Source organism: Fluviicola taffensis DSM 16823, from assembly GCF_943372375.1.
GTDB lineage: Bacteria > Bacteroidota > Bacteroidia > Flavobacteriales_D > Crocinitomicaceae > Fluviicola > Fluviicola taffensis_A.
This window is the reverse complement of sequence record NZ_CALRYJ010000005.1, coordinates 245,698-267,587: the sequence shown is the minus strand read 5'-3', so window position 1 is coordinate 267,587 and position 21,890 is coordinate 245,698. Positions and strand designations below refer to the sequence as shown.

Here is a 21,890-nt window from a genome sequence, read left to right as displayed (position 1 = left end):
CGATTTAGTGTAATGTTAAGTGTTCAGCCTGAATCTCGGTATTCATCAACAGGGAAGCCTTTTCGCTAAAATCTTTGGCACTTTCTGTGGTCAGGTATCTTACGGAGCCATTTTTGGTGCATTTATCAGCCAATTCCGGATGACGGAATAAATAATCCGCCAGACTTTCCGCTACAATTTTTCCCTGTGCCAATAGTTCGATGTGGTCGGGTAGTAGACGTCGCAGTTGTTCCTGTAGAATGGGGTAGTGGGTACATGCCAATAGAATCGTATCGATTTTAGGATCTTTTTCCAGAAGCTGAATCAAATCGTTTTGGATGAAGTAAATTCCACCTGGAGTATCGAATTGATTGTTCTCCACTAATGGAACCCACATCGGGCAGGCATGTTGGTTGACAACCAAATCCGGTGCAAATTTAGCCAGTTCAATCTGGTAACTGTTCGAACGAATTGTTCCTTCCGTTGCCAGTACACCCACATGTTTTGTGTGGGTGTGTTTGTCCAACTCTTCCGTACTCGGTCTGATGACTCCTAAAACGCGTTTGCCGGGATGTAATTCCGGAAGCTTGATTTGCTGGATATTCCGCAATGCTTTTGCTGATGCGGTATTACATGCTAAGATGACAAGGGAACAACCTCTGTCAAATAGTGCCTGAACGGCTTGCCAGGTATACTCATAAATGACATCAAAACTCCTTGATCCGTAAGGTGCGCGGGCATTGTCTCCAAGATAAAGGAAGTCGTACTCAGGTAGTTTTTCTCTAATTTCCTTCAGAACGGTTAAACCACCGTATCCGGAATCAAAAACACCAATAGGACCATTCACTGACATGGGCCAAATGTACACATTCGTTCTGTTTTACCCAAATCGAACGGACGTCATGTTCAGTGATCCGCCGACCAATTCATTGTTGAATATTGTAATCTCATCTTTCTCATTGGATAGTCCCAAACTATAGATGAGTGGAAAGTAGTGATCAGGAGTCGGGATGGCTAATTGGGCAAACTGCCCCAGCTTGTTGTAATCGATCAATGCCTGATGGTTCCGGTCGAGAAGGTGTTTGTTGAATGTCTCATTGGCTTCAATCGCCCAATCGTAACCGTAATTGGGTGTGTTCAATTGATCCCAGGCTACCATTCTCAGGTTGTGCACCATGTTTCCACTTCCGATAATCAGGACACCTTTTTTGCGGAGTGATTTTAATTCCTGTGCTAAGGCATAATGGTATGCCGCAGGTTTGTTGTAATCGATCGAAAGTTGGATAACAGGAATTTCAGCATCCGGATACATATGTCGGACAACTGTCCAGGTACCGTGATCCAATCCCCATTCGTGATCCAATTCAACAGTCGTACTTTTCACCAGTTCCCTGGTTTGTTGTGCCCATTCCGGACTTCCTGGCGCTGGATATTGGACTGCAAACAATTCATCCGGGAAACCTCCGAAATCATGAATGGTCTGAGGTTTTTCCATAGCTGTAACGTATGTTCCATTCGTTAACCAATGTGCGGAGATCACCAGAACCACTTTCGGATTGGGAAAATGTTCCACTTCACTTCTCCACTGTCTGGAGAAATGATTGTCCTCGATTCCATTCATAGGAGAGCCATGACCGATGAATATCACAGGATAGGAATAATCCTCTTCCTTTAATAATTTTCCAAGTGAACTAATGGAAGTCAATCCACCGAGTGCTGCAAATCCTAACATACCTTTTACAAATGATTGGCGTTTCATGGTGTAAAGATACGATCTTATTAATTACCATGGTAATTAAAGTCTGTTAAATAAAAAGGTCGGGGTGAAAAATCTTTCACCCCGACCTTTTTTATAAATATGGTATAAGATTACTTACCAGTCTTCTTAGCCTCTGCTTCTAGTTTTAGTAACTCCACGATTACATCGTTTGTTACGTCTACTCCGCCAGCTGAATAAAGCGTTGTGCTTTCATCAATGATGTAGTTGAATTTCTTCGCTGTTGCAACCAGGTTTACTGCTTTCTTAACACGATCAAGAATGACAATATTCATTTCTTGTGTCATGGATTGCAATTGAGCATCAATTTGTTGTTGACGTTCTTCCAGGTTCTGTTGCATACGACGAATACGGTTTTCTTCATATTGTCTTACTGTTTCAGACATTCCCGGTGCATCTTTTTGATACTTGATATAAGCAACTTGAACAGCGCTATCCGCATCTTTCAACTCTTTCAAACCTGCTGCTTCGATATCTTTGATTTCTTTGATAGCAGCTTTTCTGGATGGCATTGTATCCAACAATACTTGAGATCTCACATGCCCAATCTTTGTTTGAGCTTGTGTAGTTGCGATTGCACATACCGTTAGTGCTAGGGCAAATAGGATTTTTTTCATTTTTGGTTTTTGTTTCGTTTTTGTTGTTTATCGCGCTACTTTTTGATTTATCAGCTTTTGAGCTGATTTATCGAAAGCAGTGCTTTCTCTTATTTGGTGCTGACACCCATTTCTCGAAGAACCTCGTCGCTTAGATCGAATTTACTATCGGCATAAACCAGGTTACTTTGATTTGACTTGTCAAAGATAAAACTATAATTTCGTTTTGATGCAACAGTTTGCATTGCTTCATAAACTCGATCCTGAATGGGTTTGATCAATTCTTGTCTTTTCTGGAAATAATCTCCAGCTACTCCAAAGCGTAATTGCTGCATTTGCATAGCTTCAGATTCCAATGTGTCAATTTCCGCTTCGCGTTTCGTTTTCTCTTCGCTAGGTAATAAACTTTCTTCTCGTAGAAAATTCTCCTTTTTCTTTTTGATCATTTCATAACGCTCTTCAATTTCTTTAGTCCAACGTTCGGCTAATTTGTCTAGACGCTCCTTAGCTTCTTTGTATTCCGGCATCTTACCCAAAATGAATTCGGAGTCGATATAGCCATACTTCTGAGCAGAGCTGACAAAGGTCATGCCAAAGACCATTAAGAAAGATAAAACAAGAGTTTTCATAGGCGAAATTTGAAAGAACGACGAAGATAACATTTTTATTGTTTATAGCTCACCAAGATTCATCCCGATGGTGAATGTGAATTTAGGGAAGTAACCTTTCGAATCGATAGATTGATCGATTGATCCACCATAACCGGAAGAGTGCTTATCCAATTTGTCGAAGCCCCAACCGTAATCCAATCCAAGCATACCGAACATTGGAAGGAAGATGCGAACCCCGGCACCAACACTTCGTTTCACATTGAAAGGATTGAAGGTTTTGAAGTTTGTATAAGTGTTACCCGCTTCCGCAAATGCCAATACGAAGAATGTTGCCTGAGGATTCAATGAGATAGGATAACGCAATTCCATGGTGTATTTCGCAACAATCGGGTCTCCACCATCGGAAGACAATGCATTATCATCGTATCCTCTTAAAGCAATGATCTCACGACCTCCAAATTGATTTACTCCGGAAAGACCACTACCACCTAAATTGAAACGCTCGAATGGAGTTAATCCTTTAGCAGCATTGTATGCTCCCATGTAACCGAATCCGATGCGTGGCATCAAAACCAGTTTTTTATCCGGAGTCAAAGGCAAATAGTATTCAAACGTGAATTTCAATTTGTAATACTCCAAATATTTGAATGTCTCTTGAGCAGACATGTTGCTAAAATCTTTTTTTCCATCCATTAAAGAATACGGAAGTGTTCCTTTCGCGGTAAATGAAAGTTTCGATCCTTCCGTCGGATAAATAGGAGAGTTAATCGAGTTTCTTTGCAATGCATACTTCAAACTAATATCGTTCGCATACCCGTCGTTGAAACTTGGGAACAAAGACGAATAGTTACGTACATCATAGTATTGGTATGACAATTCATAGTATGCACTGAAATAATCATCCGGGAATTTTTTGCGTCTTCCCAATCCGACACCCATTCCTGTAATACCTACACCAGAATAGGATGGATCTCTTTTTTTGATCGTAGTACTGGCCGCGAAAGATGTATGGTTCAAAAAGAAGGTAAATGAATTCGGTTTTTTTCCACCTAACCATGGCTCCGTGAAAGAGAAATTATATCCTTGATAGATTCTTCCGTTTGTTTGTGCACGAATCGAAAGTCGTTGTCCGTCTCCGGTTGGAAGCGGGCTCCATGAATTTGGTTTGAAAATGTTCTTAACTGAGAAGTTGCTGAAAGTTAGTCCAAGCGTTCCAATGATACGACCAGCACCATAACCACCTGAAAGTTCGATCTGATCCGCAGATTTTTCTTCTACGATGTATTCGATATCAACTGTTCCGTCCTGTGGATTCGGAATCGGATTCACCTGGAATCCCTGCTCATTGAAATAACCCAATTGAGCTAATTCACGTTGGGTACGGATAATGTCGTTTCGACTGAACAAGTCGCCTGGTTTTGTGCGGATTTCCCGACGGATTACGTGTTCGTTTGTCTTGTAGTTACCTTTAATGATCACATTTTTTACGCGGGCTTCTTTCCCTTCAACAAGACGCATTTCATAGTTGATATGATTGTCTTTGACACCCGTTTCTACCGGTTCCAGATGGAAGAACAAATAGCCTCTATCCATGTAAAGGGAAGTGATATCTCTTCCGTCCGGACTTTGTTTCAGACGCTGCTCCAATAATGGTTTATCGTAGATGTCACCATATTTAATTCCCAGAACGGTGTCTAAAACTCCCGAGCTGAATTTCGTGTTTCCAATCCAGGAGATGTCACCGAAGTAATATTTCTGACCTTCATCCACTTTCAAGTAGATACCGATGTTTCTACTGTTGATCTTATAGACCGAATCTACTGTGAATTGAACATCTCTAAGACCAACTGCTCTGAACTTGTCCAGAACGGCTTCTTTGTCCCTGATATATGCTGTCTGATTGAATTTAGAACGTTTGAAGACGCGCATGATGGATCTTCTTTTGGTATCCTTCATGGCCTTTCTTAATTTCCATGGTCTAACAGCAGTAGCTCCGTCAAAGATGATATGTTTAATCTTCACCTTCTTTCCCTTGTCAATATCAATAAAGAATATTTCGGAATTGTTGATTAAGGTATCTTGAATTTGTGTAATCGTAATTTGGGCATTGTTAAATCCTTTTTCAAGGAAGTAACCACGAATCTTACTTTTGGTTTTGAATAATAAGTTCTCCGTGATGGTCTGTCCGGATGACAGGTCTATTTCTTCCCGGATCTTATCCACTTCTCTTTTCGAAACACCTGTAAATCGGAAGCGTGAAAGTTTTGGTCTCGGGGTCAGTTTGATGACCAGGTAAATGACTCCTGCCACTTCCTTTTCCGCTTCTATTGCGATATGGGAGAATAAACCTTCATTCCATAGGTTTTTGATTGCATTACTAATCCGGTCTGAAGGGATGGTGATCCCTTCCCCTTGTTTCAATCCGGCAATCAGTTTGATTGCTTGCGGGTCGAAATTGTCAGCACCTTCAATACGAATAGGTCCTAAGATGTATTTTTCTGCTTTTGCGTAGTTGAAATCCAACCCTCCACCAATCGTAGTGCCGGATGACTTGATGGAATCATCAATTTTATCTGTAGTATTGTTTACAGCATTTGTGTCTACTTGTCCAAAAGACAACAAAGCACACGTAAGAAATAAAATTGATAGGGATTTTTTCATAGAATATATTATAATTGCTCGGATACCATTCCGAAACGTCTTTCTCTTGACTGATAATCAAGAACTGCTTTGTATAAATCTTCCTCTCGGAAATCGGGCCACAAAACAGGTGTGAAGTGAAATTCGCTATAAGCTGCCTGCCAAAGCAGGAAGTTGCTCAAACGGTGTTCACCACTTGTTCGGATCAGTAACTCGGGATCAGGAATGTTTTTAGTTGACAACGTAGCAGAAATCAACTCGGGTGTTATTGCTGATATATCGAGGTTACCTTCTTTCACTTGAGTCGCCAATTCTTTAAATGTTTCAGCGATTTCCCATCTTGAACTATAGTTTAGTGCAATAACGAGATTTACTCCTGTATTATTTTTGGTTGATTCAATTGCGTTGAATAATTCATTCTGGCAGTCTTCCGGTAATCCGTCGGTATCGCCGATACTCAGTAAGCGAACATTCTGAGCATTCAATTCATTTACTTCGTTTGCAATGGTATAAACCAGTAAATCCATCAATCCTTCCACTTCGTCCTGTGGTCTGCTCCAGTTCTCCGTGGAGAAAGCATACATGGTAACGAATTTGATCCCAATATTTTTGCAGGCTGTCAGGGTAGCACGAACTGAATCAACTCCGAATGAGTGACCGTATAGGCGCTCTTGCCCCTGTTTTTTAGCCCAGCGTCCATTCCCATCCATAATGATGGCAATATGCTTTGGGACGTTTGTCAAATCTATTTGATCCTGCAGATTCATGATTACAGAACGAAAATAATTAAAGAATCTTATGTATTCATGCAAAAATACGTTTTATAACAGACCTTAACAAAAAAAGGACTCGCTGTGGCGAGCCCCTCTTTATCGGTTTATTACTACGTATTATTCAGCTAATACGATGATTTTATTGTTTTGCATTTCCACAACACCACCTTTGATCGCAACATGGATGATTTTACCATTGTTTTCAGCTGTAATGTTCGGATTCGTCTTGGTAGTAACTTTGAAAGCCTCCACCAAGTCTACTTTGATTGTTCCAGCGCTTAATCCAGAGATAATCGGAGCGTGGTTGTTCAATACTTGGAATGATCCATCTAATCCAGGAAATTGAACAGCAGTCGCTTCACCTTTGTAGATTAAAGTTTCAGGAGTTATGATTTCTAATTGCATATTTCTTAGATTAAAGACTAAAGACAATAGACCAAAGACTTGATTTGTGTCTTTAGTCTAATGTCTATTGTCTAATGTCTTTTATTAAGCTTCAGCTAACATTTTCTCACCTGCAATTTTCACATCTTCGATGCTTCCTTTCAGGTTGAATGCTGCTTCAGGGTATTTGTCCATTTCACCATCCAAGATCATGTTGAAACCTTTGATAGTTTCCTGAATGTCAACCAGACAACCCGGGATTCCTGTAAATTGCTCAGCTACGTGGAATGGTTGAGAAAGGAAACGTTGCACACGACGAGCGCGGTGAACGATCATTTTGTCTTCTTCGGACAACTCATCCATACCAAGGATAGCAATGATATCTTGAAGTTCTTTGTAACGTTGTAACGTGATTTTTACACGAGAAGCAGTGTTGTAATGCTCTTCACCCAAAATAGTCGGAGTAAGGATACGAGATGTAGAATCCAATGGATCCACAGCTGGGTAAATACCTAACTCTGAAATTTTACGAGACAATACCGTTGTTGCATCTAAGTGAGCAAATGTATTTGCCGGTGCTGGATCCGTTAAGTCATCCGCAGGTACGTAAACCGCTTGTACAGATGTAATGGATCCTCTTTTTGTTGAAGTGATACGCTCTTGCATCGCACCCATCTCAGTAGCCAATGTTGGTTGGTAACCTACTGCTGAAGGCATACGTCCAAGAAGTGCAGACACCTCAGAACCAGCTTGCGTGAATCGGAAGATGTTATCAACGAAGAAAAGGATATCTTTTCCTTGCCCTTCACCATCACCATCACGGTAATATTCTGCCATTGTCAATCCGGAAAGTGCAACACGAGCACGAGCTCCTGGAGGCTCATTCATTTGTCCGAATACGAAAGTAGCTTTAGACTCTTTCATTTCGTTCAAATCAACTTTGGATAAGTCCCATCCACCTTCTTCCATAGAATGAAGGAATCCTTCTCCGTATTTAATAATTCCTGATTCCAACATCTCACGTAGTAAGTCGTTCCCCTCACGAGTACGCTCACCTACACCAGCGAATACGGATAAACCTCCGTGTCCTTTAGCGATGTTGTTAATCAATTCCTGGATCAATACTGTCTTACCTACACCGGCACCACCGAATAGACCAATTTTACCTCCTTTTGCGTAAGGCTCGATCAAGTCGATTACTTTGATACCTGTGAATAACACTTCAGTAGCAGTTGATAAATCCTCAAATCTTGGTGCTTCACGGTGAATTGGTAAACCATTTGAATTGTCAACAGCTCCGATTCCATCAATTGCCTCTCCAACTACGTTGAACAAACGGCCTTTGATCTGATCTCCAATTGGCATTTTAATAGCGCTTCCAGTTGAAGTTACTTCCATTCCACGACGGAATCCATCAGTTGAGTCCATAGAGATTGTACGCACTGAATTCTCTCCAACGTGTGATTGTACCTCTAGTACGACCTTTGTTCCATCTACTTTGAACACTTCTAATGCGTCATAGATGTTTGGAAGTGACATGCCTTTGTCGAATGTTACATCGACAACCGGTCCGATAACCTGTGATATTTTTCCTTGAATTTTGGACATTTTGTTGCCTTTTAAGTGTATTCCTTAATTTGGGCGCAAAGTTACGTTTTTTATTTTTTTATCCAATTTTTATTGAACAAAACTTCCTAAAATTTTAGAATTAAGCAAGTTCTATGTCACCAAAACAAAAAAGGTGAGCAGCCGAAGCATACTCACCCTTTTTGATTATGAAGAAAGGATTTTTAATTTTTGATATTGATAGGAATTCTAAAGTAGCTTCTTACCGGCTTACCATTTACTTTTCCAGGTGTCCATTTGGACAATGATTTAACCACTTTGATTGCAGCTTTTTCACATGATTTGCAATCCTCACTTGTATTAGTCACAGTCACTCCTGAAACGGTTCCATCTATATCAACTACAAATTTCAAATAGACTTTGGCATTTCCATCGATCATATCCATTTCGATATTGTCTGCGATGAATTGGTGCAAAGCAGGAATTCCTCCTGGATATTTTGCGTCCTCATCTACAACCGGATAAATTTTGTCTTCTGGTTCTTTAATTTCAATGACTCCGCCACCACCTTTTCCTTTTTCCTTGGTAAGGATTGCGAGGTCGAATTCACCGTCATTTTCTCCTATTTGGGCTTCATTTCCAATGTTTTTTGTTGGATCCACAGGAATCAATTTGGTGTCTAACTCAGGTTTGTCTGTGATTTCAATTACATTGAATGCCACTATTTCAGCTTTTGTAGGGGTTGCAACTTCCTCCGTTACTGGTTCTGGAATCTCCGGTTCATCCTCATCTTCTATTGGCTTTGCGGCCCATGTGTCCATAGGGATCTCCGTAGGCTTTTTCTGCTCAAGCGGTTTGAATAAATTGGAAGCTCCCCACAAGGCACCAACTCCAACAGTAAATCCTAGAAAAATCAATAGGATTCGCTTGTCGTAATCGTTGCGGTTTTTGTATGCGCCGTATTCCTTGTTCCGATTTTCAAATACGGTTTCGTTGCGCTCTTTCGAGGTCACTAGTTGCCATGACTTGGAAGAGAAGTAATCATAAAGCGAAAATGCTACGATGATTAACATGATTGAAAGTGTAAGTACCATGATTTGGTTTTTTTAAGTTTATTATCTAGCTAAACGTAAATCCAATAGGCCTTTTTGGTTTTACTATATTCTAATCTAACAATACTTTGAATACCTTTTTTCAAAAGAATTTTATCTGTTGAAATGCCTTATTTAACGGTAGCACGGAAGAATTTAATGAATATAGGGTTTTGTTTTTAAGGTGATTACATGATTGGGGGGCATCGAAATAGGATAGAAGGCTGAGTGGATTGGCACGAATTTGGTAAGTTTGGCGAAAAATTAAATTTATAACCTATGAAAGTATTAATGATGGCTGGTTTCTTGGGGAGTATGGCTCTATCCGGAACTGTTTTTGGCCAATATGAGAAGGTCTTTTACAAAGACACCCTATTCGAGACAGATAACTACAAAGTGGAAATTGACAATATCGTTGCACTTCCTAAAGAGGTGAAGTTTCGAATGACGATCACCAATAAAACCAATGATTGGGTTCTGTATGTTCCTGAAGAAGGAAAATTCGAACTTGGCGGTAAGCCTTTAAGCTTTAAAGAGGACAAATTATTGATTCCTCCTTACGACAACAAAAAACGTGTTCTACGTGCAACGGGAGCCGGCTTGAATGATGCAAGGGCTTTCAACTTTGTTTGCGACGGATTTTATAAAGTGCGCTTGAAGGATCCTTCCAAATCTCCTGAATTCAAATTGCCGGTTTCTTCCAATGAATTTGTTGCTGAAAATTTCAAAGTGGTTTTGGTCAATTCTTCCAAATCTACTGCAAGAACAGATGTAAAGTTTAATGTTACTTACAACGGGGAAGGATTAGGTTTCGTTTCACCGGCTAAGATTTCGATGAGAATGCCCGACGGAAATGTTTACGCCACTGCAAAGACAAAAGCGGATGTGGTTGCCATTGAAAAAGGAAAAACAGAATCCATTACTGCAACCTGGCTCAAAATGGAAGGTGGTTCCAAAAACGATATGCAACTAGTTGAAATGTGGTTGATCTTTAATGGAGTATTCCAGGAAAGTACCCAGCTTAAATTAGAGAAAGCAATTATTCCTTTAAAGTGGAATGAAGCATTGACAATCGGGAAGAAATAGAAAGGTTCAAAGGGTTCAATTTTGAAACCCCATAATTGAAAAAACGCCAGTCAGATGATTGGCGTTTTTTTATTGCCAACTTGAATTAACCAGATACTGAATTTCAGCTATCAGTGCTCCATGACGGATAGTGTCTAAATCTGTTTTAGAAGCAGAAAGGTTTCTGTGGTTTAGTTCAATAGCTTTTAGGTGAATGCATAAATGGCATTATGTCGTTCTCAAGATTTCCAATATGGTTAGTTTTGAGTGCCATGATAAGTTAGTCGGGGTGTATAGAGAACGACAGATGTGAAATTCGAACTGAGATGGCTCAGATATGAGCATTTGAAATTCAGTTTCAGATTAGGATGGGATAACTCTTTGAACAAAAAAAATCCCCTGACGATGACGCCAGAGGATTTCGAATATCTGTTTTCAGAAATTACTTCTTGAAGTATGCTTTGGCTTGTGTGTCGTTTGGATCTAATTCCAAAACCTTGTTCCACATTTCATCTGCTTTCACCTTATCCTTCATCGGAGAGTTCACGTAGTAATCTCCCAGGTATTTGGAAGCTTCAATGATGTATGATTTGTAAGTACCTGAAGCAATGTCTTCCGGAGTAAGTACTGCTAAGAAACTTTCGTATTGAGCTTTTGCCAAATAAGCCTTAGGCTTGGAATTAAGGTCTAATTGAACACGTGCTCTTGCTTGCCAGAAAGGTCCTCCGGCAAATGCAGGAGAAGTTGTCACCAAACGTCCGAAAATAGAATCAGCCATTTTGTAATCCTTTGGTCCGAAATAATAAGCGCGTCCAAAATTATAGTACTCAAGTGCTTGCATTTTAGCAGGGTATTGATTCATTTTCTGAGTATACACTTCGATCAACTTCGGATAGTTTTTCTTCTCTGCATAAATTGCTGCAATATCGGTAAGGTATTCAGCAGCTTTTGCTGTATCCATTGCCGCAGCCAAATAATATTGTTCAACTGTTTTATCCTCCTGACCTAATTTATCGTAGATCATACCAAGGTATTTGTAGTCGATGGAAATAATCTTTTCTTTCGGTACTGTTTTGAAGAAATTCTCGCTTTCTTTCAATGCCTGAACATAACGTAAGCTGTCTCCTGATTCATTGCATTCGTACAAGGAGTAATATAACATACGCTTGGTGTACATGTTTGTAAAACCATGTTTTTCAAGTTGCTCGATCTGAGGCAATGTGTTGCAATATTGTTTAGCTCCAAATAAAGAACTTGCATAACGGTAACGAGCTTCGTCCGTATCATTCAGTTTCAAATACTTTTCCCATTCCTCAATTGCTGCTTTATATTGATCAAACATAATGTTCAATTCGGCATTTTCTCTATAAGCAGGTGCGTAGTTCGGATCTGCAGCTTGTGCTTTTTTGTACTCGTCATTTGCCAACTTGTAGTTTTGAACGCGTTGGTAGATTTGAGCTTTACGAACAATCACACGTGCATTATTCGGGTCGATTGCCAAAGCATTGTTGTACTGTTCCGTTGCAGCTGTAGCATTTGAATTGCTTTGAGCTAACAAAACATCTCCTAATAGAACATACGCATCCAGGTTTTTCGAATCCAAACGAATCACATCACGCAAGTATACTTCTGCCATCTTCAGGTTTTTTATCGGACCTGTTGCATAAGTTTCAGCAATGCGGTGAAGAACTTGAGGGTTTTTACGTTTTGTCTTTTTGATGATCTCACAAAACTGTTGACCGGCTGTTGTTGTATCTCCTGAGAAATAAAGCGCTTTCGCAGCAGAAACCATACCCAACTTGTCTTCCAGGTTGATTGAACCCGCTTTTCTCCAAAGAGTGATAGCGGAATCCTTTTCTCCGATTAATGCATAGAAGTTTCCGAAAAAGAATGCGTTCTCCACACTAGTCGGATCAACTTGAATTAACTTTTGATAATCCTTACGAGCCAAATCATAGCGCTCGTTTTCAGTTTTCTTGTTTGCGTCCTGCAATGTTTGAGCCTGTGCGACTGTTCCTAAACCTAGTGCAAAAACGAATAGTTTTAACTTGTTCATGTTATTTTGTCTTTTCAACGTATTGATCCATTACAATTCCTTTGCCAAATTAGTACAAACTGATTAATTAGGTTCTTTTCTTAACGATTATTTCATATTAATCAATTGGCATGTATCATTGATTGATTGTAATGAGGTATCTCGAAATTGAATGATATTATTCTTTAAATCAGGTGAATATCGCTACTCTGTAATGAAATTGATTTCTCTTGGAGTACCTTTCCCAGGTCCGATCTCACATTTCTCCAGTAGCATCTGACCTTGACGTCCAGTCAGGAAATTTACGAACCCGGTATTTAATCCATCAGGTGCTCCGGAATTGATTGCCCAGATTGATCTCCAAAATGGGTATTTGCGTTCCGTGATATTTGCTTTCGTCGGTCTCCAATAGTATTTGTCGTTTCCTTGAATTCCCACAACCCGGAATTTTTTGAGTCGGACTTTTACATTTGGGTCGTCAAAGTCGCTGATGAAGTTGTAACCAATGACGCCCAAAGTGTTTGGGTTGTTTTGTACATAGTTAATCAGGTCTTCGGTGTTTTTTGCTGCATGAACCTGTTTCCCGAAATCGGAGCCGATCCAATTTAGCATATGATTGAAGTTTGCTGATTGCACGCGGTCAAATACAACTTCTATCGGTTTTTGGGAAATTGGCCAGGTGGAACTTTTTCCGGATAGTAAATCTCGAAGTTGGTCCTGGGTGAGCAACGTGTCCATATTCGCCAAATTCACAATGAAGGTAATTGCATCGTGTGCAAAGATTTCGGAGGTAACTGTGATGTTACGGGACCGTAAATAGTTCTTTTCTTCTTTGGTATAATCTCTTCCTGTGAATATTGTTCGCGCTGTGCCTTCTGACAAGGCTTTCATTGCACTCGATTCACTGGTGTAAACCAAGTTCAACTCTGCTTCCGGATAGATTCCTGAGAACACCTCGGATGCGGTTTTGATCAATGGTTTGAACGACTCATCCAGATACATGGTTTTCTTTCCGCGACGAGGAGTGTCATCGGGTGTTTGATTGGTATTGCATGAGAACTGAATTCCCAAAACAACCAATAGACCCAGATTGAAAATTACAAGCTTCTTCATAGTCTTAGTTTTCTTCGCTCTTATTTTTTTTGATTAGGTAGTACAGACGGAATGCCCTGTAAATACCATACAACAGGAATAAAATCCCAAATGCCTGGCGTTTGAAACCAGATACTTTGTCAATAAAGACATCTGTGAACAAGAGATAATAACTGAAGATCAGACACAGGATCACCATGAATCCTGCAGCAAAATTGGTGACGTTTTTATACATTGTAATACGAAAAATCCCCCTCGGCTAAGCAGAGGGGGACTATTTAAGAATAAATGAATTAATTCAATTTAAACGTTACAGGAAGAGAGAAGACACTATTAACTGCCTTTCCATTGTTCTTTCCTGGCGCCCATTTCGGCATCCCTTTTACAACGCGAATCGCTTCGGCGTCACATTCAGGACAATCAGTTACACCTTTTTTCAATTTTACATTGGAGATATAACCATTCTCACTCACTACGAAAGTCAGGTAGCATTTACCTTGAATCCCCATTTCCTGAGCAACTTGAGGGTAACGGATGTTCTCGCTCAAGTATTTCAACAATGCTGCACGACCTCCTGGGAAATCTGCCGGTTCATCAACGAAATCATAAATGATCTCTTCTTTTTTCTGTACGACTTCTTCCTTTTTCACTACGACTTCAGTTTGCTTGGCAAATGCATCAGTCTCTTCATGAGTATCTGTATCTGCTTTTACATCCTTTACTGCATCTTGTGGAGGAACCTCAGAATCTTCGGTATCTGAAATTTCCGGCGGAGTAAATTGAATGGTTTTTTCCATTGGTGGAACTTCCGGTTCCAATGGTTCAACGATGTCTTCTTTCTCCAAAGGAGCATCAACAGCGAATGCTGTTAAATCCAAAGGAACTTCTTTTGGTTTTTCCGTAGGAAGATTCATAATTAACTTATAAATCCCGAAAGTTGTTCCAATGAACAGGACTACACCGGCCATAACAAGTATCAAGTTTCGGCTGTAATTGGTTCGGATCTGATACGCACCATATTCGTGGTTACGATCTTCAAATACGATTTCATTACGTTCGTCAGATGTTACTTGTTGCCAAGACTTTGAACTGAAATACTCATACAATGAGAGTCCAGCCACAAGAATTACAACAACTGCTACTAACATATGTTTACTGTTTTAATTTTTCGTCCAACAATGCTTGCTCACTTTTTGTGATATCAACAGGAGCAATTACCCCGATCTGATTGATATACAATTCATCAATTACATCAATGAAGTTACGAGTCTTTGCTTTCATATCGGTTTTCACCAATACTTTTAAAGCTTCTTTTGCTCCTTTTGCTTCAATCAATTGCTTTTTATAAATCGAATCGCTGATTTGTTTCCTATTAAGTTTACCCTGTAGTTCAGTGATTTTATTCAAGACGTAGGTATTCTTTTCCTGAAGGAGTTTACGTATACCATCCGGACCAAAGTTCGTTTCAGTTAACTCTGTTGGTGCTTCACCTTTTGTATTGCCAGCTGCATAGAATTCACCCGTGTAATAAAATACACGGTCATCGGAAACCAAGAATGTCATACCATTTTTAACCTTTTTAGGCGGTTCTGGGCTTTCTTCTTTTGCAGGATAAGTCAAACTCATCACTTTCGGTTTCGCAAAAGTGGAAGTCAATACGAAGAACGTTAACAATAGGAAACCTAAGTCAACCATCGGAGTCATATCTATGCGGGCTGAACCTTTCTTAGGGCGTTTTTTGCCACCCTTTTCGTCGCCGCCGCCGCTTTCTACTATTTCTGCCATAACTTGTTTCTTATAATTGCTGAGCTTCCTGGGAAGTCACAAAGTTCAAATTGTTCAATTTCAAGTTTCGGAATACTTCGATCACCGTTTTCACTTTGACATATTCAGCCTCCATATCCGCCTTCAATACAAATTTCGGTTTAAAATCTTCCGGTTTCAGAGGTACCCCCCCCTTTCCTTGTTTGGCACTTTCTTCTTCAAATTTCACTTTTCCGTAATCGAGCATTTCACGATTTGCAAAATTGATCCAGTCTGCCAGCTCATTTTTTGCTGTTGTATCAACTGGAATCGTTGCATTCGGTAAATTTTTGCGCTCTTCACTTTCAAGTGAAAGGTATTTCGGAAGCTCTCCTATGCTACATCCAAAACCTCCCTCCATTCTGCTGAAAGTTGTAATATTCTCCTCTGTAAATGGAACTTTGTATTTCGCTGCCATTTGCATCAGAACTTTTTTACGAACCTCTTCTCCTGAACAAGTGAAAAAGACTCTTCCTTTTGTGTCCACGGTCACCATAACCAAGGTCTTTTGAGGAATATCGTCTTTCCCGATGGAAGAAGGGATTTCGACTTTTACAACTTCGTCTGTACGGAAGTCAGCTGCTAGCATGAAGAATGTAACCAAAAGGAAAGCCAAGTCAACCATTGGCGTCATGTCAATGGAAGGGGACCCTTTAGGTAATTTTAATTTAGCCATTCTTACTTATATTATTTCCGTTCGTCAGTTGACGAATGAAGATTAATTGTTAGCATTAAAGTTTTGAACGATAGCAAATCCTGCTTCATCCATTGCATGAGTCATTTGATCGATCTTCGTGTTGAAGAAGTTGTACATAACTGTAGCCAAAGTGGAAGCGAAGATACCAAAGAACGTATTGATCAAGGCTTCAGAGATACCAATGGATAGTTTTGTTGTATCCGGAGTACCAGCACCCATCGCCTGGAATGATTTGATCATCCCCAATACCGTTCCGATCAAACCGATCAATGTACCAATAGATACACACGTAGAGATAATTACCAAGTTTTTAGACATCATCGGAACTTCCAAAGAAATAGCTTCTTCGATTTCAGCTTTGATGATCTCGGATTTTTGCTCTTTATCCAAAGTAGAATCTTTCTGAACTGATTCGTACTTCTCTAATCCAGCACGGATAACGTTCGCCAAAGAACCTTTTTGTTTGTCACATTCTTCCATTGCACCTTCTAAATCGTTAGACTCTAAAGAAGCTTTAACGTTCTCAACAAATTTGTTGATGTTACCACGACCTTTAGTTTTGGAAATACTGATGAAACGCTCAACAGAGAAAATAATTACGATGATGTTCACTGCCATCAAGAAAGGTACGATGATACCTCCTTTGTAGATTGTACCAAGCGTGTTGTTGTCAATCGGGTGCTCATTCGGATCACCATTAACGAAATTTGCAGGATCCCCTAAAATGAAATAATAGATAAGAAATCCAATTCCTAATGCAATTGCAATAGATAATGAGGCAACTAATGATGAAAAACCTCCTCCTGTTTTTGTCTTGCTCATAATTTAGTCTTTATTGAAACTTTTTACATGTTTAAGGCTCAAACATACTAAAAAGGTTTTAATTAGTTCCAATCCTTTTAGTGAAATGAGTTGCCTTTTTTATCAAAATGTTTCAAAATGCGTTTTAAGTACCTTAATTATCAATTGAACGAAAGAAATGATTGATTCTGTGGAATGTTACCTTAAAATCAAATCTACATTATCCTAAAATGAACAATTGATAGTTCAAGATCCGGTACAGTCCAAACTTTATTTGGTTCAATGGACAGATTTTTTAGAAAGAAATTGCTTCGTTTTGCAACCGTGCTGATTGAGCGTTGTATATTTGAAATGAAATTTCAGAAGGAATAAATGATGATACAGGTAAAGAATTATATATGCGGTCAGTGGGTAGCCGGTGAAGGCGAAGAACAAAAGATTTACAATGCCATTACAGGAGACCAGATCGGTTCTGTTTCAAGTGCCGGATTGGACTATGAGGCGGTATTGAACTATGGAAGAGCGGTTGGTGGAAAACAATTGCGCAAGATGACTTTCCAGGAACGTGGTCGTATGCTAAAAGCATTGGCTCTTTTCCTGATGGAACGCAAGAATGCCTATTACGGAGTTTCTGCCTGGACCGGAGCCACGAAAGTGGATTCCTGGATTGATATCGAAGGAGGAATCGGAAATCTCTTTGCGAATGCTTCTCTGAGAAGACAATTCCCGGATTTACCTTATTATGTGGATGGAACTGCGGCTCCGATGTCCAAAAACGGATCGTTTATCGGGCATCATATCATGGTTCCCAAGCAAGGTGTTGCGGTTCATATCAATGCATTCAATTTCCCGATTTGGGGAATGTTGGAAAAAATTGCAGTGAATCTAATGGCTGGTGTTCCGGCGGTGGTGAAACCTTCCGAGTATACGAGTTTCCTGACTGAAGTCATGGTGAAGGATATCATTGATTCCAAGATTTTGCCTGAAGGTGCATTGCAACTGGTTTCCGGGCACGGGCGTGGAATTATCGATCATGTGACCAATCAGGATGTGGTGACTTTTACCGGAAGTGCTTTTACCGGAAGAAAATTGAAAGCACATCCGAGATTGTTGGAGGAATCGGTTCCGTTCAATCTGGAAGCGGATTCATTGAATGCAATGGTCTTGGGGCAGAAAGCTGCTCCGGGAACAGAAGAGTTTGATTTGTTCGTGAAAGAAGTGACAAAGGAGATCACCATTAAAGCCGGTCAAAAATGTACGGCTGTTCGTCGGATCTTGGTTCCTGAGAATTTTATTGAAGAAGTTCAAAAAGGAGTTTCAGCTCGCTTGGCTTCCACGACAATCGGTGATCCGAAAGTGGAAGGTGTCCGCATGGGATCTTTGATCTCAAGATTGCAAGTGGATCGTGTTCGTGAGAATGTGGAATTGTTGGCGAAATCGCAGCAGATTGTTTATGGAAACATGGACCAGTTTGATGTGGTTGGTGCGGATAAGGATAAAGGGGCATTCTTTTCCCCGATCTTGTTCCTGAATGATGCTCCGTTCGATAAACAGGATGTCCACAATGTGGAAGCTTTCGGACCGGTTTCAACGATTATGCCTTACAAAGATTTGGATGAGGCGATTGAATTGACCAAATTGGGGAAAGGTTCATTGGTAACGACCATCGTTACTGCCGACGATAAAGAAGCGCGCGAGTTTGTAGTTGAAGCAGCTTGCGTGAACGGAAGAATTTTGGTTCTAAATAAGGACTGTGCGAAGGAAAGTACAGGTCACGGTTCTCCAATGCCATTATTGACGCATGGTGGTCCGGGTAGAGCAGGAGGCGGTGAAGAAATGGGTGGAAAACGCGGTATAATGCATTATTTGCAGCGTACGGCAATTCAAGGTCACCCGACAACGATTACGGAAATCACTCAGCAATACCAACAAGGTGCGAAAGGAATCATCAGTTCGGTTCATCCGTTCAAGAAACACTACGAGGAATTAGTAATTGGGGATCAACTGATCACGGAGAGTCGTATGATCACTCCGGAGGATATCGATGCGTTTGCTGCATTGAGTGGAGATAATTTCTATGCACATAAACGGGAAACCAATTTTGCCGGAACCATGTTTGATGAGCAGGTTGCTCATGGATATCTGATCATGAGTATTTCAGCAGGATTATTTGTGGATAGTTACGAAATCAATCCCGTTCTTCTGAACTATGGTATTGATGATTTGCGTTTTACGAAACCGGTCTATGCAGGAGCAAATATCCATATCCGATTTACGTGTAAGGAGAAAATCAGTACGGATGTAACTCCGAATGAGGAAGATCCGAAGACATTGATTCAACGCGGAGTAGTGAAATGGCTGGTTGAAATGTTGGATGACACGGATGAACCATTAGTAGGTATTGCTACGATCCTCACGATGGTAAAGCGATTGGATCAATCGAAATAAGAGCAAACATCGCTTGCGATAAGGATAAGGTAGGGATGTGATTAATCGCATCCCTACTGTTTTTATAATCATTTGCAGATTGTTATCTTTCGTGCATGAAAACCTGTTTGATCTTTTTTCTTCTCTTATTCAGTTTTGGCACTTTCGGGCAATGCGCAAAAAAGCTGAATAAGCAATTGCGTGCTGAATTGCAGGTACAACAACAAAATCAGGAAGATGCTAGTGTGCTTTTCAGAAAATCCCTTTCAGTATTTGATTCGCTTAAATTGCTTGGAAATGATCAAATCGGGGTTTTAAAAGAGGGAGAAAGAAAGATTTTGGATCGTTTTTTTACCTACTCAGCTCTTCTTTATCAGCTCGAAGAATTGGAGTCAGAACTTCCTCCATTGATCAGTAGCTTCAAAAGTGATGAAGTTCCGGTACAACAGGTATTTGTAGAACCAATCCGCAATCCGTTAAATGCCGTGCCCATTTTTGAAAGGGTGTCTGATAAAATGGATATGGGAAATTTGAGCAGAAAGGAGCAAAACAAAGTACTGAAAAGAAAGCTGGATGAGTACAAGCGTTATGCGCTTTCAAATTCCATTCGGTTGGAAGAAATGAAGGATAACGGGGATCGGATCAGTGCCTTTTTGCCGCGTATGGATTCCTTAGGGAAAGCGTATGAATTAATTGCAAATGAACTGACTTCCGATAGCTGGAAGATGCAGGATAAACTGAGCCAATTGGAAGCAAGTTTCCGGAAAAAAGGACCAAATAACTTCCCGGAAGTTTATTTCCGCATTTTTCCCGATGTTTTTCCCGGTTTCCTTTCCGCGGAATCGCAGTTAAATCTTACTGCTCCGGCATACAATACGGTGTTTGAGGATTCATATCCTGCTGGGATTAAACATAGCGAACCGGATATTTATGAATCGACGGAAGATGCTGCTGTTTTTTTTGGAGGAAAAGATGCAATGGACAAATTCATTGCCAAGAACCTCCGCTACCCGGAAAGTGTGGAACAAGGAATTGTTTTCGGAAAAGTGTATGTAAAGTTTATCGTTTCTGAAACCGGAGAAATTTCTGCTGTTGAAGTGTTGAAGGGTATTTCCGGATGTCCTGAATGTGGCGAAGAAGCAATTCGTTTAGTGGAAAGCATGCCGAATTGGATTCCTGGGAAACAGAATGGTACAACGGTAAAATCCTATGTCGGATTACCTGTTAAATTTGAGTTATAAGTTATGAAACTACTTTTGTTTTTATTGCTGATCATTGGAAGTGATGTTGTTTTCGGGCAATCTGCAAAAAAAATCAACACCCAATTACGTGCTGAATTATTGGTACATCAGCAAAAGCAGGATTCTTCCGAAAAGGTGTTTTTAGAGGAAGCGGAGATTTTGGAGCAAGTCCGGGATGATATTCGGATTAAAACTAAAACGAACCTTTATCCGGAGGATAAAAAATGGAGAAAAACGGCTTCGTCTATTACCGGTTTGATAAACACCTTGAAGTATTTAGAGATTGACACGAAAGAGGTGTATCCGGATGGAGCTGATTTCAATTTCCTTCCAAAATATCAAACATTTGTCAAACCTTTGAGTAAAGCAAGAGATCAATTTGTGGAGTTTCATGCGCTTAAAAAAGACGAATTGAATGTGGATGAATACAAGCGGAAAGAGCAAAATGAATTATTGAAACAGCTGATCCGGAAATATCAGGATTACGAGAAACGCAATCAGATGAATATTCAGACCCAGCGGAATTACATCGAACAAATCACTTCATTTTATCCACGAATTGATTCCTTGTTACAGGTGTATCAAGCACTAAACACAGAATTAGAAAGTAAAAACGATTTGCTACTAAAGAAACTGGAGCTTGCACGTGAAAATTACCGCTTGAAAGGTCCGAACGGGTTCTCGAAAGCTTACCGGGATCAGTTTCCAGAGGTTCATCCTATTATGATTGAAAGAATTGAATCAATCGATTTTGGAGTTGAAACGACGGAAGGATTTGGGGGAAGAGATAATGTAGGTTCGATAGAAGGTGAACTATTAGTGGCTCCGAAAACTGTTGAACCGGTTCCGGAACTTGAAATTTTTGATGTAACTGATGAGCAGGCAGAGTTTCCCGGAGGTCGCGCAGCCTTATTGAAATACCTGAGCGAAAATATTCGTTATCCGCAAATAGTTAAAGAAATGGGAATTCAACCTTCGACGCAGTATGTTCAATTCGTTGTAAGCGACAGAGGCTCCATTTCGAACGTGCAGATGAAAAAAGGAGTAAAAGATTGCCCCGAATGTGATGCGGAAGTCATTCGGGTTGTAAAAGCAATGCCCAATTGGATTCCTGCAAAGAACAATGGAAAAGCGGTGAAATCCTGGTATTCTTTGCCAATCAATATTGAATTGGATTAGTAGGGATGCGATGTATCACGTCCCCACATGGTGCATCGCGTCCCTACATGATGCATAAATAATTTAATTTTATAATTTGTTTCTTCTTTGAAAAGATGTTTTTTCTTAAATTAAAGAAGAAAGAACAATGGGA

General features: G+C 40.1%; 20 protein-coding genes. 4 read left to right on the top strand and 16 right to left on the bottom strand.

What is annotated here, in order from left to right:
* Positions 1-4: 4 nt before the first annotated feature.
* The 9 genes from murI to AAG807_RS10010 all read right to left on the bottom strand — a co-directional run bounded on the left by murI (position 5) and on the right by AAG807_RS10010 (position 9,420).
* Positions 5-832 (bottom strand): glutamate racemase, encoded by an 828-nt coding sequence (gene murI, locus AAG807_RS10050; protein ID WP_341903144.1) that lies wholly within the window; start codon positions 830-832, stop codon positions 5-7.
* A gap of 27 nt (positions 833-859) precedes the next feature.
* On the bottom strand, positions 860-1,738 hold the full coding sequence (gene ygiD / locus AAG807_RS10045) for a 4,5-DOPA dioxygenase extradiol (RefSeq protein WP_341903142.1): 879 nt from the start codon (positions 1,736-1,738) through the stop codon (positions 860-862).
* 110 nt (positions 1,739-1,848) lie between these two features.
* The gene (locus AAG807_RS10040) at positions 1,849-2,373 is read right to left on the bottom strand and encodes an OmpH family outer membrane protein (protein WP_341903140.1); all 525 of its coding nucleotides are present in this window, start codon (positions 2,371-2,373) and stop codon (positions 1,849-1,851) included.
* Positions 2,374-2,462: 89 nt separating this feature from the next.
* Positions 2,463-2,981, bottom strand: coding sequence for an OmpH family outer membrane protein (locus AAG807_RS10035; protein WP_341903138.1), 519 nt, complete (start codon positions 2,979-2,981; stop codon positions 2,463-2,465).
* Between the two features lie 42 nt (positions 2,982-3,023).
* Positions 3,024-5,624, bottom strand: coding sequence for an outer membrane protein assembly factor BamA (gene bamA / locus AAG807_RS10030; protein ID WP_341903135.1), 2,601 nt, complete (start codon positions 5,622-5,624; stop codon positions 3,024-3,026).
* Positions 5,625-5,632: 8 nt separating this feature from the next.
* A complete protein-coding gene (locus tag AAG807_RS10025) occupies positions 5,633-6,370 on the bottom strand; it encodes an isoprenyl transferase (protein ID WP_341903133.1) in 738 nt (245 codons plus the stop codon).
* A 123-nt stretch (positions 6,371-6,493) separates the two neighbouring features.
* Complete coding sequence (locus tag AAG807_RS10020) at positions 6,494-6,781, bottom strand: F0F1 ATP synthase subunit epsilon (protein WP_341903131.1); 288 nt, start codon at positions 6,779-6,781, stop codon at positions 6,494-6,496.
* Positions 6,782-6,865: 84 nt separating this feature from the next.
* On the bottom strand, positions 6,866-8,368 hold the full coding sequence (atpD, locus tag AAG807_RS10015) for a F0F1 ATP synthase subunit beta (protein WP_341903129.1): 1,503 nt from the start codon (positions 8,366-8,368) through the stop codon (positions 6,866-6,868).
* A gap of 182 nt (positions 8,369-8,550) precedes the next feature.
* Positions 8,551-9,420 carry an energy transducer TonB gene (locus AAG807_RS10010; protein WP_341903126.1) on the bottom strand — a complete coding sequence of 290 codons (870 nt, stop codon included), beginning with the start codon at positions 9,418-9,420 and terminating at the stop codon, positions 8,551-8,553.
* A 276-nt stretch (positions 9,421-9,696) separates the two neighbouring features.
* Between AAG807_RS10010 and AAG807_RS10005 the strand changes: the two genes are divergently transcribed.
* Positions 9,697-10,503 carry a hypothetical protein gene (locus tag AAG807_RS10005; RefSeq protein WP_341903123.1) on the top strand — a complete coding sequence of 269 codons (807 nt, stop codon included), beginning with the start codon at positions 9,697-9,699 and terminating at the stop codon, positions 10,501-10,503.
* A 421-nt stretch (positions 10,504-10,924) separates the two neighbouring features.
* On the opposite strand, the gene AAG807_RS10000 is transcribed toward AAG807_RS10005, so the two are convergent.
* The 7 genes from AAG807_RS10000 to AAG807_RS09970 form a co-directional block, all read right to left on the bottom strand.
* On the bottom strand, positions 10,925-12,538 hold the full coding sequence (locus tag AAG807_RS10000; RefSeq protein WP_341903120.1) for a hypothetical protein: 1,614 nt from the start codon (positions 12,536-12,538) through the stop codon (positions 10,925-10,927).
* A gap of 183 nt (positions 12,539-12,721) precedes the next feature.
* Positions 12,722-13,630 (bottom strand): substrate-binding domain-containing protein, encoded by a 909-nt coding sequence (locus AAG807_RS09995; RefSeq protein ID WP_341903118.1) that lies wholly within the window; start codon positions 13,628-13,630, stop codon positions 12,722-12,724.
* Between the two features lie 4 nt (positions 13,631-13,634).
* Entirely contained in the window at positions 13,635-13,844 is a 210-nt protein-coding gene (locus AAG807_RS09990; RefSeq protein ID WP_341903116.1) for a hypothetical protein, read from the bottom strand.
* Between the two features lie 58 nt (positions 13,845-13,902).
* Complete coding sequence (locus AAG807_RS09985) at positions 13,903-14,757, bottom strand: energy transducer TonB (RefSeq protein WP_341903113.1); 855 nt, start codon at positions 14,755-14,757, stop codon at positions 13,903-13,905.
* Positions 14,758-14,761: 4 nt separating this feature from the next.
* Positions 14,762-15,394, bottom strand: coding sequence for a biopolymer transporter ExbD (locus AAG807_RS09980; RefSeq protein WP_341903110.1), 633 nt, complete (start codon positions 15,392-15,394; stop codon positions 14,762-14,764).
* A 10-nt stretch (positions 15,395-15,404) separates the two neighbouring features.
* Positions 15,405-16,088 (bottom strand): biopolymer transporter ExbD, encoded by a 684-nt coding sequence (locus AAG807_RS09975; RefSeq protein WP_341903107.1) that lies wholly within the window; start codon positions 16,086-16,088, stop codon positions 15,405-15,407.
* 42 nt (positions 16,089-16,130) lie between these two features.
* On the bottom strand, positions 16,131-16,931 hold the full coding sequence (locus AAG807_RS09970; RefSeq protein ID WP_341903105.1) for a MotA/TolQ/ExbB proton channel family protein: 801 nt from the start codon (positions 16,929-16,931) through the stop codon (positions 16,131-16,133).
* 351 nt (positions 16,932-17,282) lie between these two features.
* On the opposite strand from AAG807_RS09970, the gene paaZ reads away from it, so the two are divergent.
* The 3 genes from paaZ (at position 17,283) to AAG807_RS09955 (ending at position 21,757) form a co-directional block, all read left to right on the top strand.
* Entirely contained in the window at positions 17,283-19,358 is a 2,076-nt protein-coding gene (paaZ, locus tag AAG807_RS09965) for a phenylacetic acid degradation bifunctional protein PaaZ (RefSeq protein WP_341903103.1), read from the top strand.
* Positions 19,359-19,453: 95 nt separating this feature from the next.
* A complete protein-coding gene (locus AAG807_RS09960; RefSeq protein WP_341903101.1) occupies positions 19,454-20,578 on the top strand; it encodes an energy transducer TonB in 1,125 nt (374 codons plus the stop codon).
* 3 nt (positions 20,579-20,581) lie between these two features.
* A complete protein-coding gene (locus tag AAG807_RS09955) occupies positions 20,582-21,757 on the top strand; it encodes an energy transducer TonB (RefSeq protein ID WP_341903098.1) in 1,176 nt (391 codons plus the stop codon).
* Positions 21,758-21,890: the final 133 nt, after the last annotated feature.

Coding starts and splice junctions, on each gene's coding strand:
- AAG807_RS09985 (WP_341903113.1), bottom strand. CDS start 14,757: ATGTTAGTAGCAGTTGTTGTAATTCTTGTGGCTGGACTCTCATTGTAT.
- murI (WP_341903144.1), bottom strand. CDS start 832: ATGTCAGTGAATGGTCCTATTGGTGTTTTTGATTCCGGATACGGTGGT.
- AAG807_RS09955 (WP_341903098.1), top strand. CDS start 20,582: ATGAAACTACTTTTGTTTTTATTGCTGATCATTGGAAGTGATGTTGTT.
- AAG807_RS10040 (WP_341903140.1), bottom strand. CDS start 2,373: ATGAAAAAAATCCTATTTGCCCTAGCACTAACGGTATGTGCAATCGCA.
- AAG807_RS10035 (WP_341903138.1), bottom strand. CDS start 2,981: ATGAAAACTCTTGTTTTATCTTTCTTAATGGTCTTTGGCATGACCTTT.
- AAG807_RS10010 (WP_341903126.1), bottom strand. CDS start 9,420: ATGGTACTTACACTTTCAATCATGTTAATCATCGTAGCATTTTCGCTT.
- ygiD (WP_341903142.1), bottom strand. CDS start 1,738: ATGAAACGCCAATCATTTGTAAAAGGTATGTTAGGATTTGCAGCACTC.
- AAG807_RS09980 (WP_341903110.1), bottom strand. CDS start 15,394: ATGGCAGAAATAGTAGAAAGCGGCGGCGGCGACGAAAAGGGTGGCAAA.
- atpD (WP_341903129.1), bottom strand. CDS start 8,368: ATGTCCAAAATTCAAGGAAAAATATCACAGGTTATCGGACCGGTTGTC.
- AAG807_RS09960 (WP_341903101.1), top strand. CDS start 19,454: ATGAAAACCTGTTTGATCTTTTTTCTTCTCTTATTCAGTTTTGGCACT.
- paaZ (WP_341903103.1), top strand. CDS start 17,283: ATGATGATACAGGTAAAGAATTATATATGCGGTCAGTGGGTAGCCGGT.
- AAG807_RS09975 (WP_341903107.1), bottom strand. CDS start 16,088: ATGGCTAAATTAAAATTACCTAAAGGGTCCCCTTCCATTGACATGACG.
- bamA (WP_341903135.1), bottom strand. CDS start 5,624: ATGAAAAAATCCCTATCAATTTTATTTCTTACGTGTGCTTTGTTGTCT.
- AAG807_RS10025 (WP_341903133.1), bottom strand. CDS start 6,370: ATGAATCTGCAGGATCAAATAGATTTGACAAACGTCCCAAAGCATATT.
- AAG807_RS09990 (WP_341903116.1), bottom strand. CDS start 13,844: ATGTATAAAAACGTCACCAATTTTGCTGCAGGATTCATGGTGATCCTG.
- AAG807_RS09995 (WP_341903118.1), bottom strand. CDS start 13,630: ATGAAGAAGCTTGTAATTTTCAATCTGGGTCTATTGGTTGTTTTGGGA.
- AAG807_RS10005 (WP_341903123.1), top strand. CDS start 9,697: ATGAAAGTATTAATGATGGCTGGTTTCTTGGGGAGTATGGCTCTATCC.
- AAG807_RS10020 (WP_341903131.1), bottom strand. CDS start 6,781: ATGCAATTAGAAATCATAACTCCTGAAACTTTAATCTACAAAGGTGAA.
- AAG807_RS10000 (WP_341903120.1), bottom strand. CDS start 12,538: ATGAACAAGTTAAAACTATTCGTTTTTGCACTAGGTTTAGGAACAGTC.
- AAG807_RS09970 (WP_341903105.1), bottom strand. CDS start 16,931: ATGAGCAAGACAAAAACAGGAGGAGGTTTTTCATCATTAGTTGCCTCA.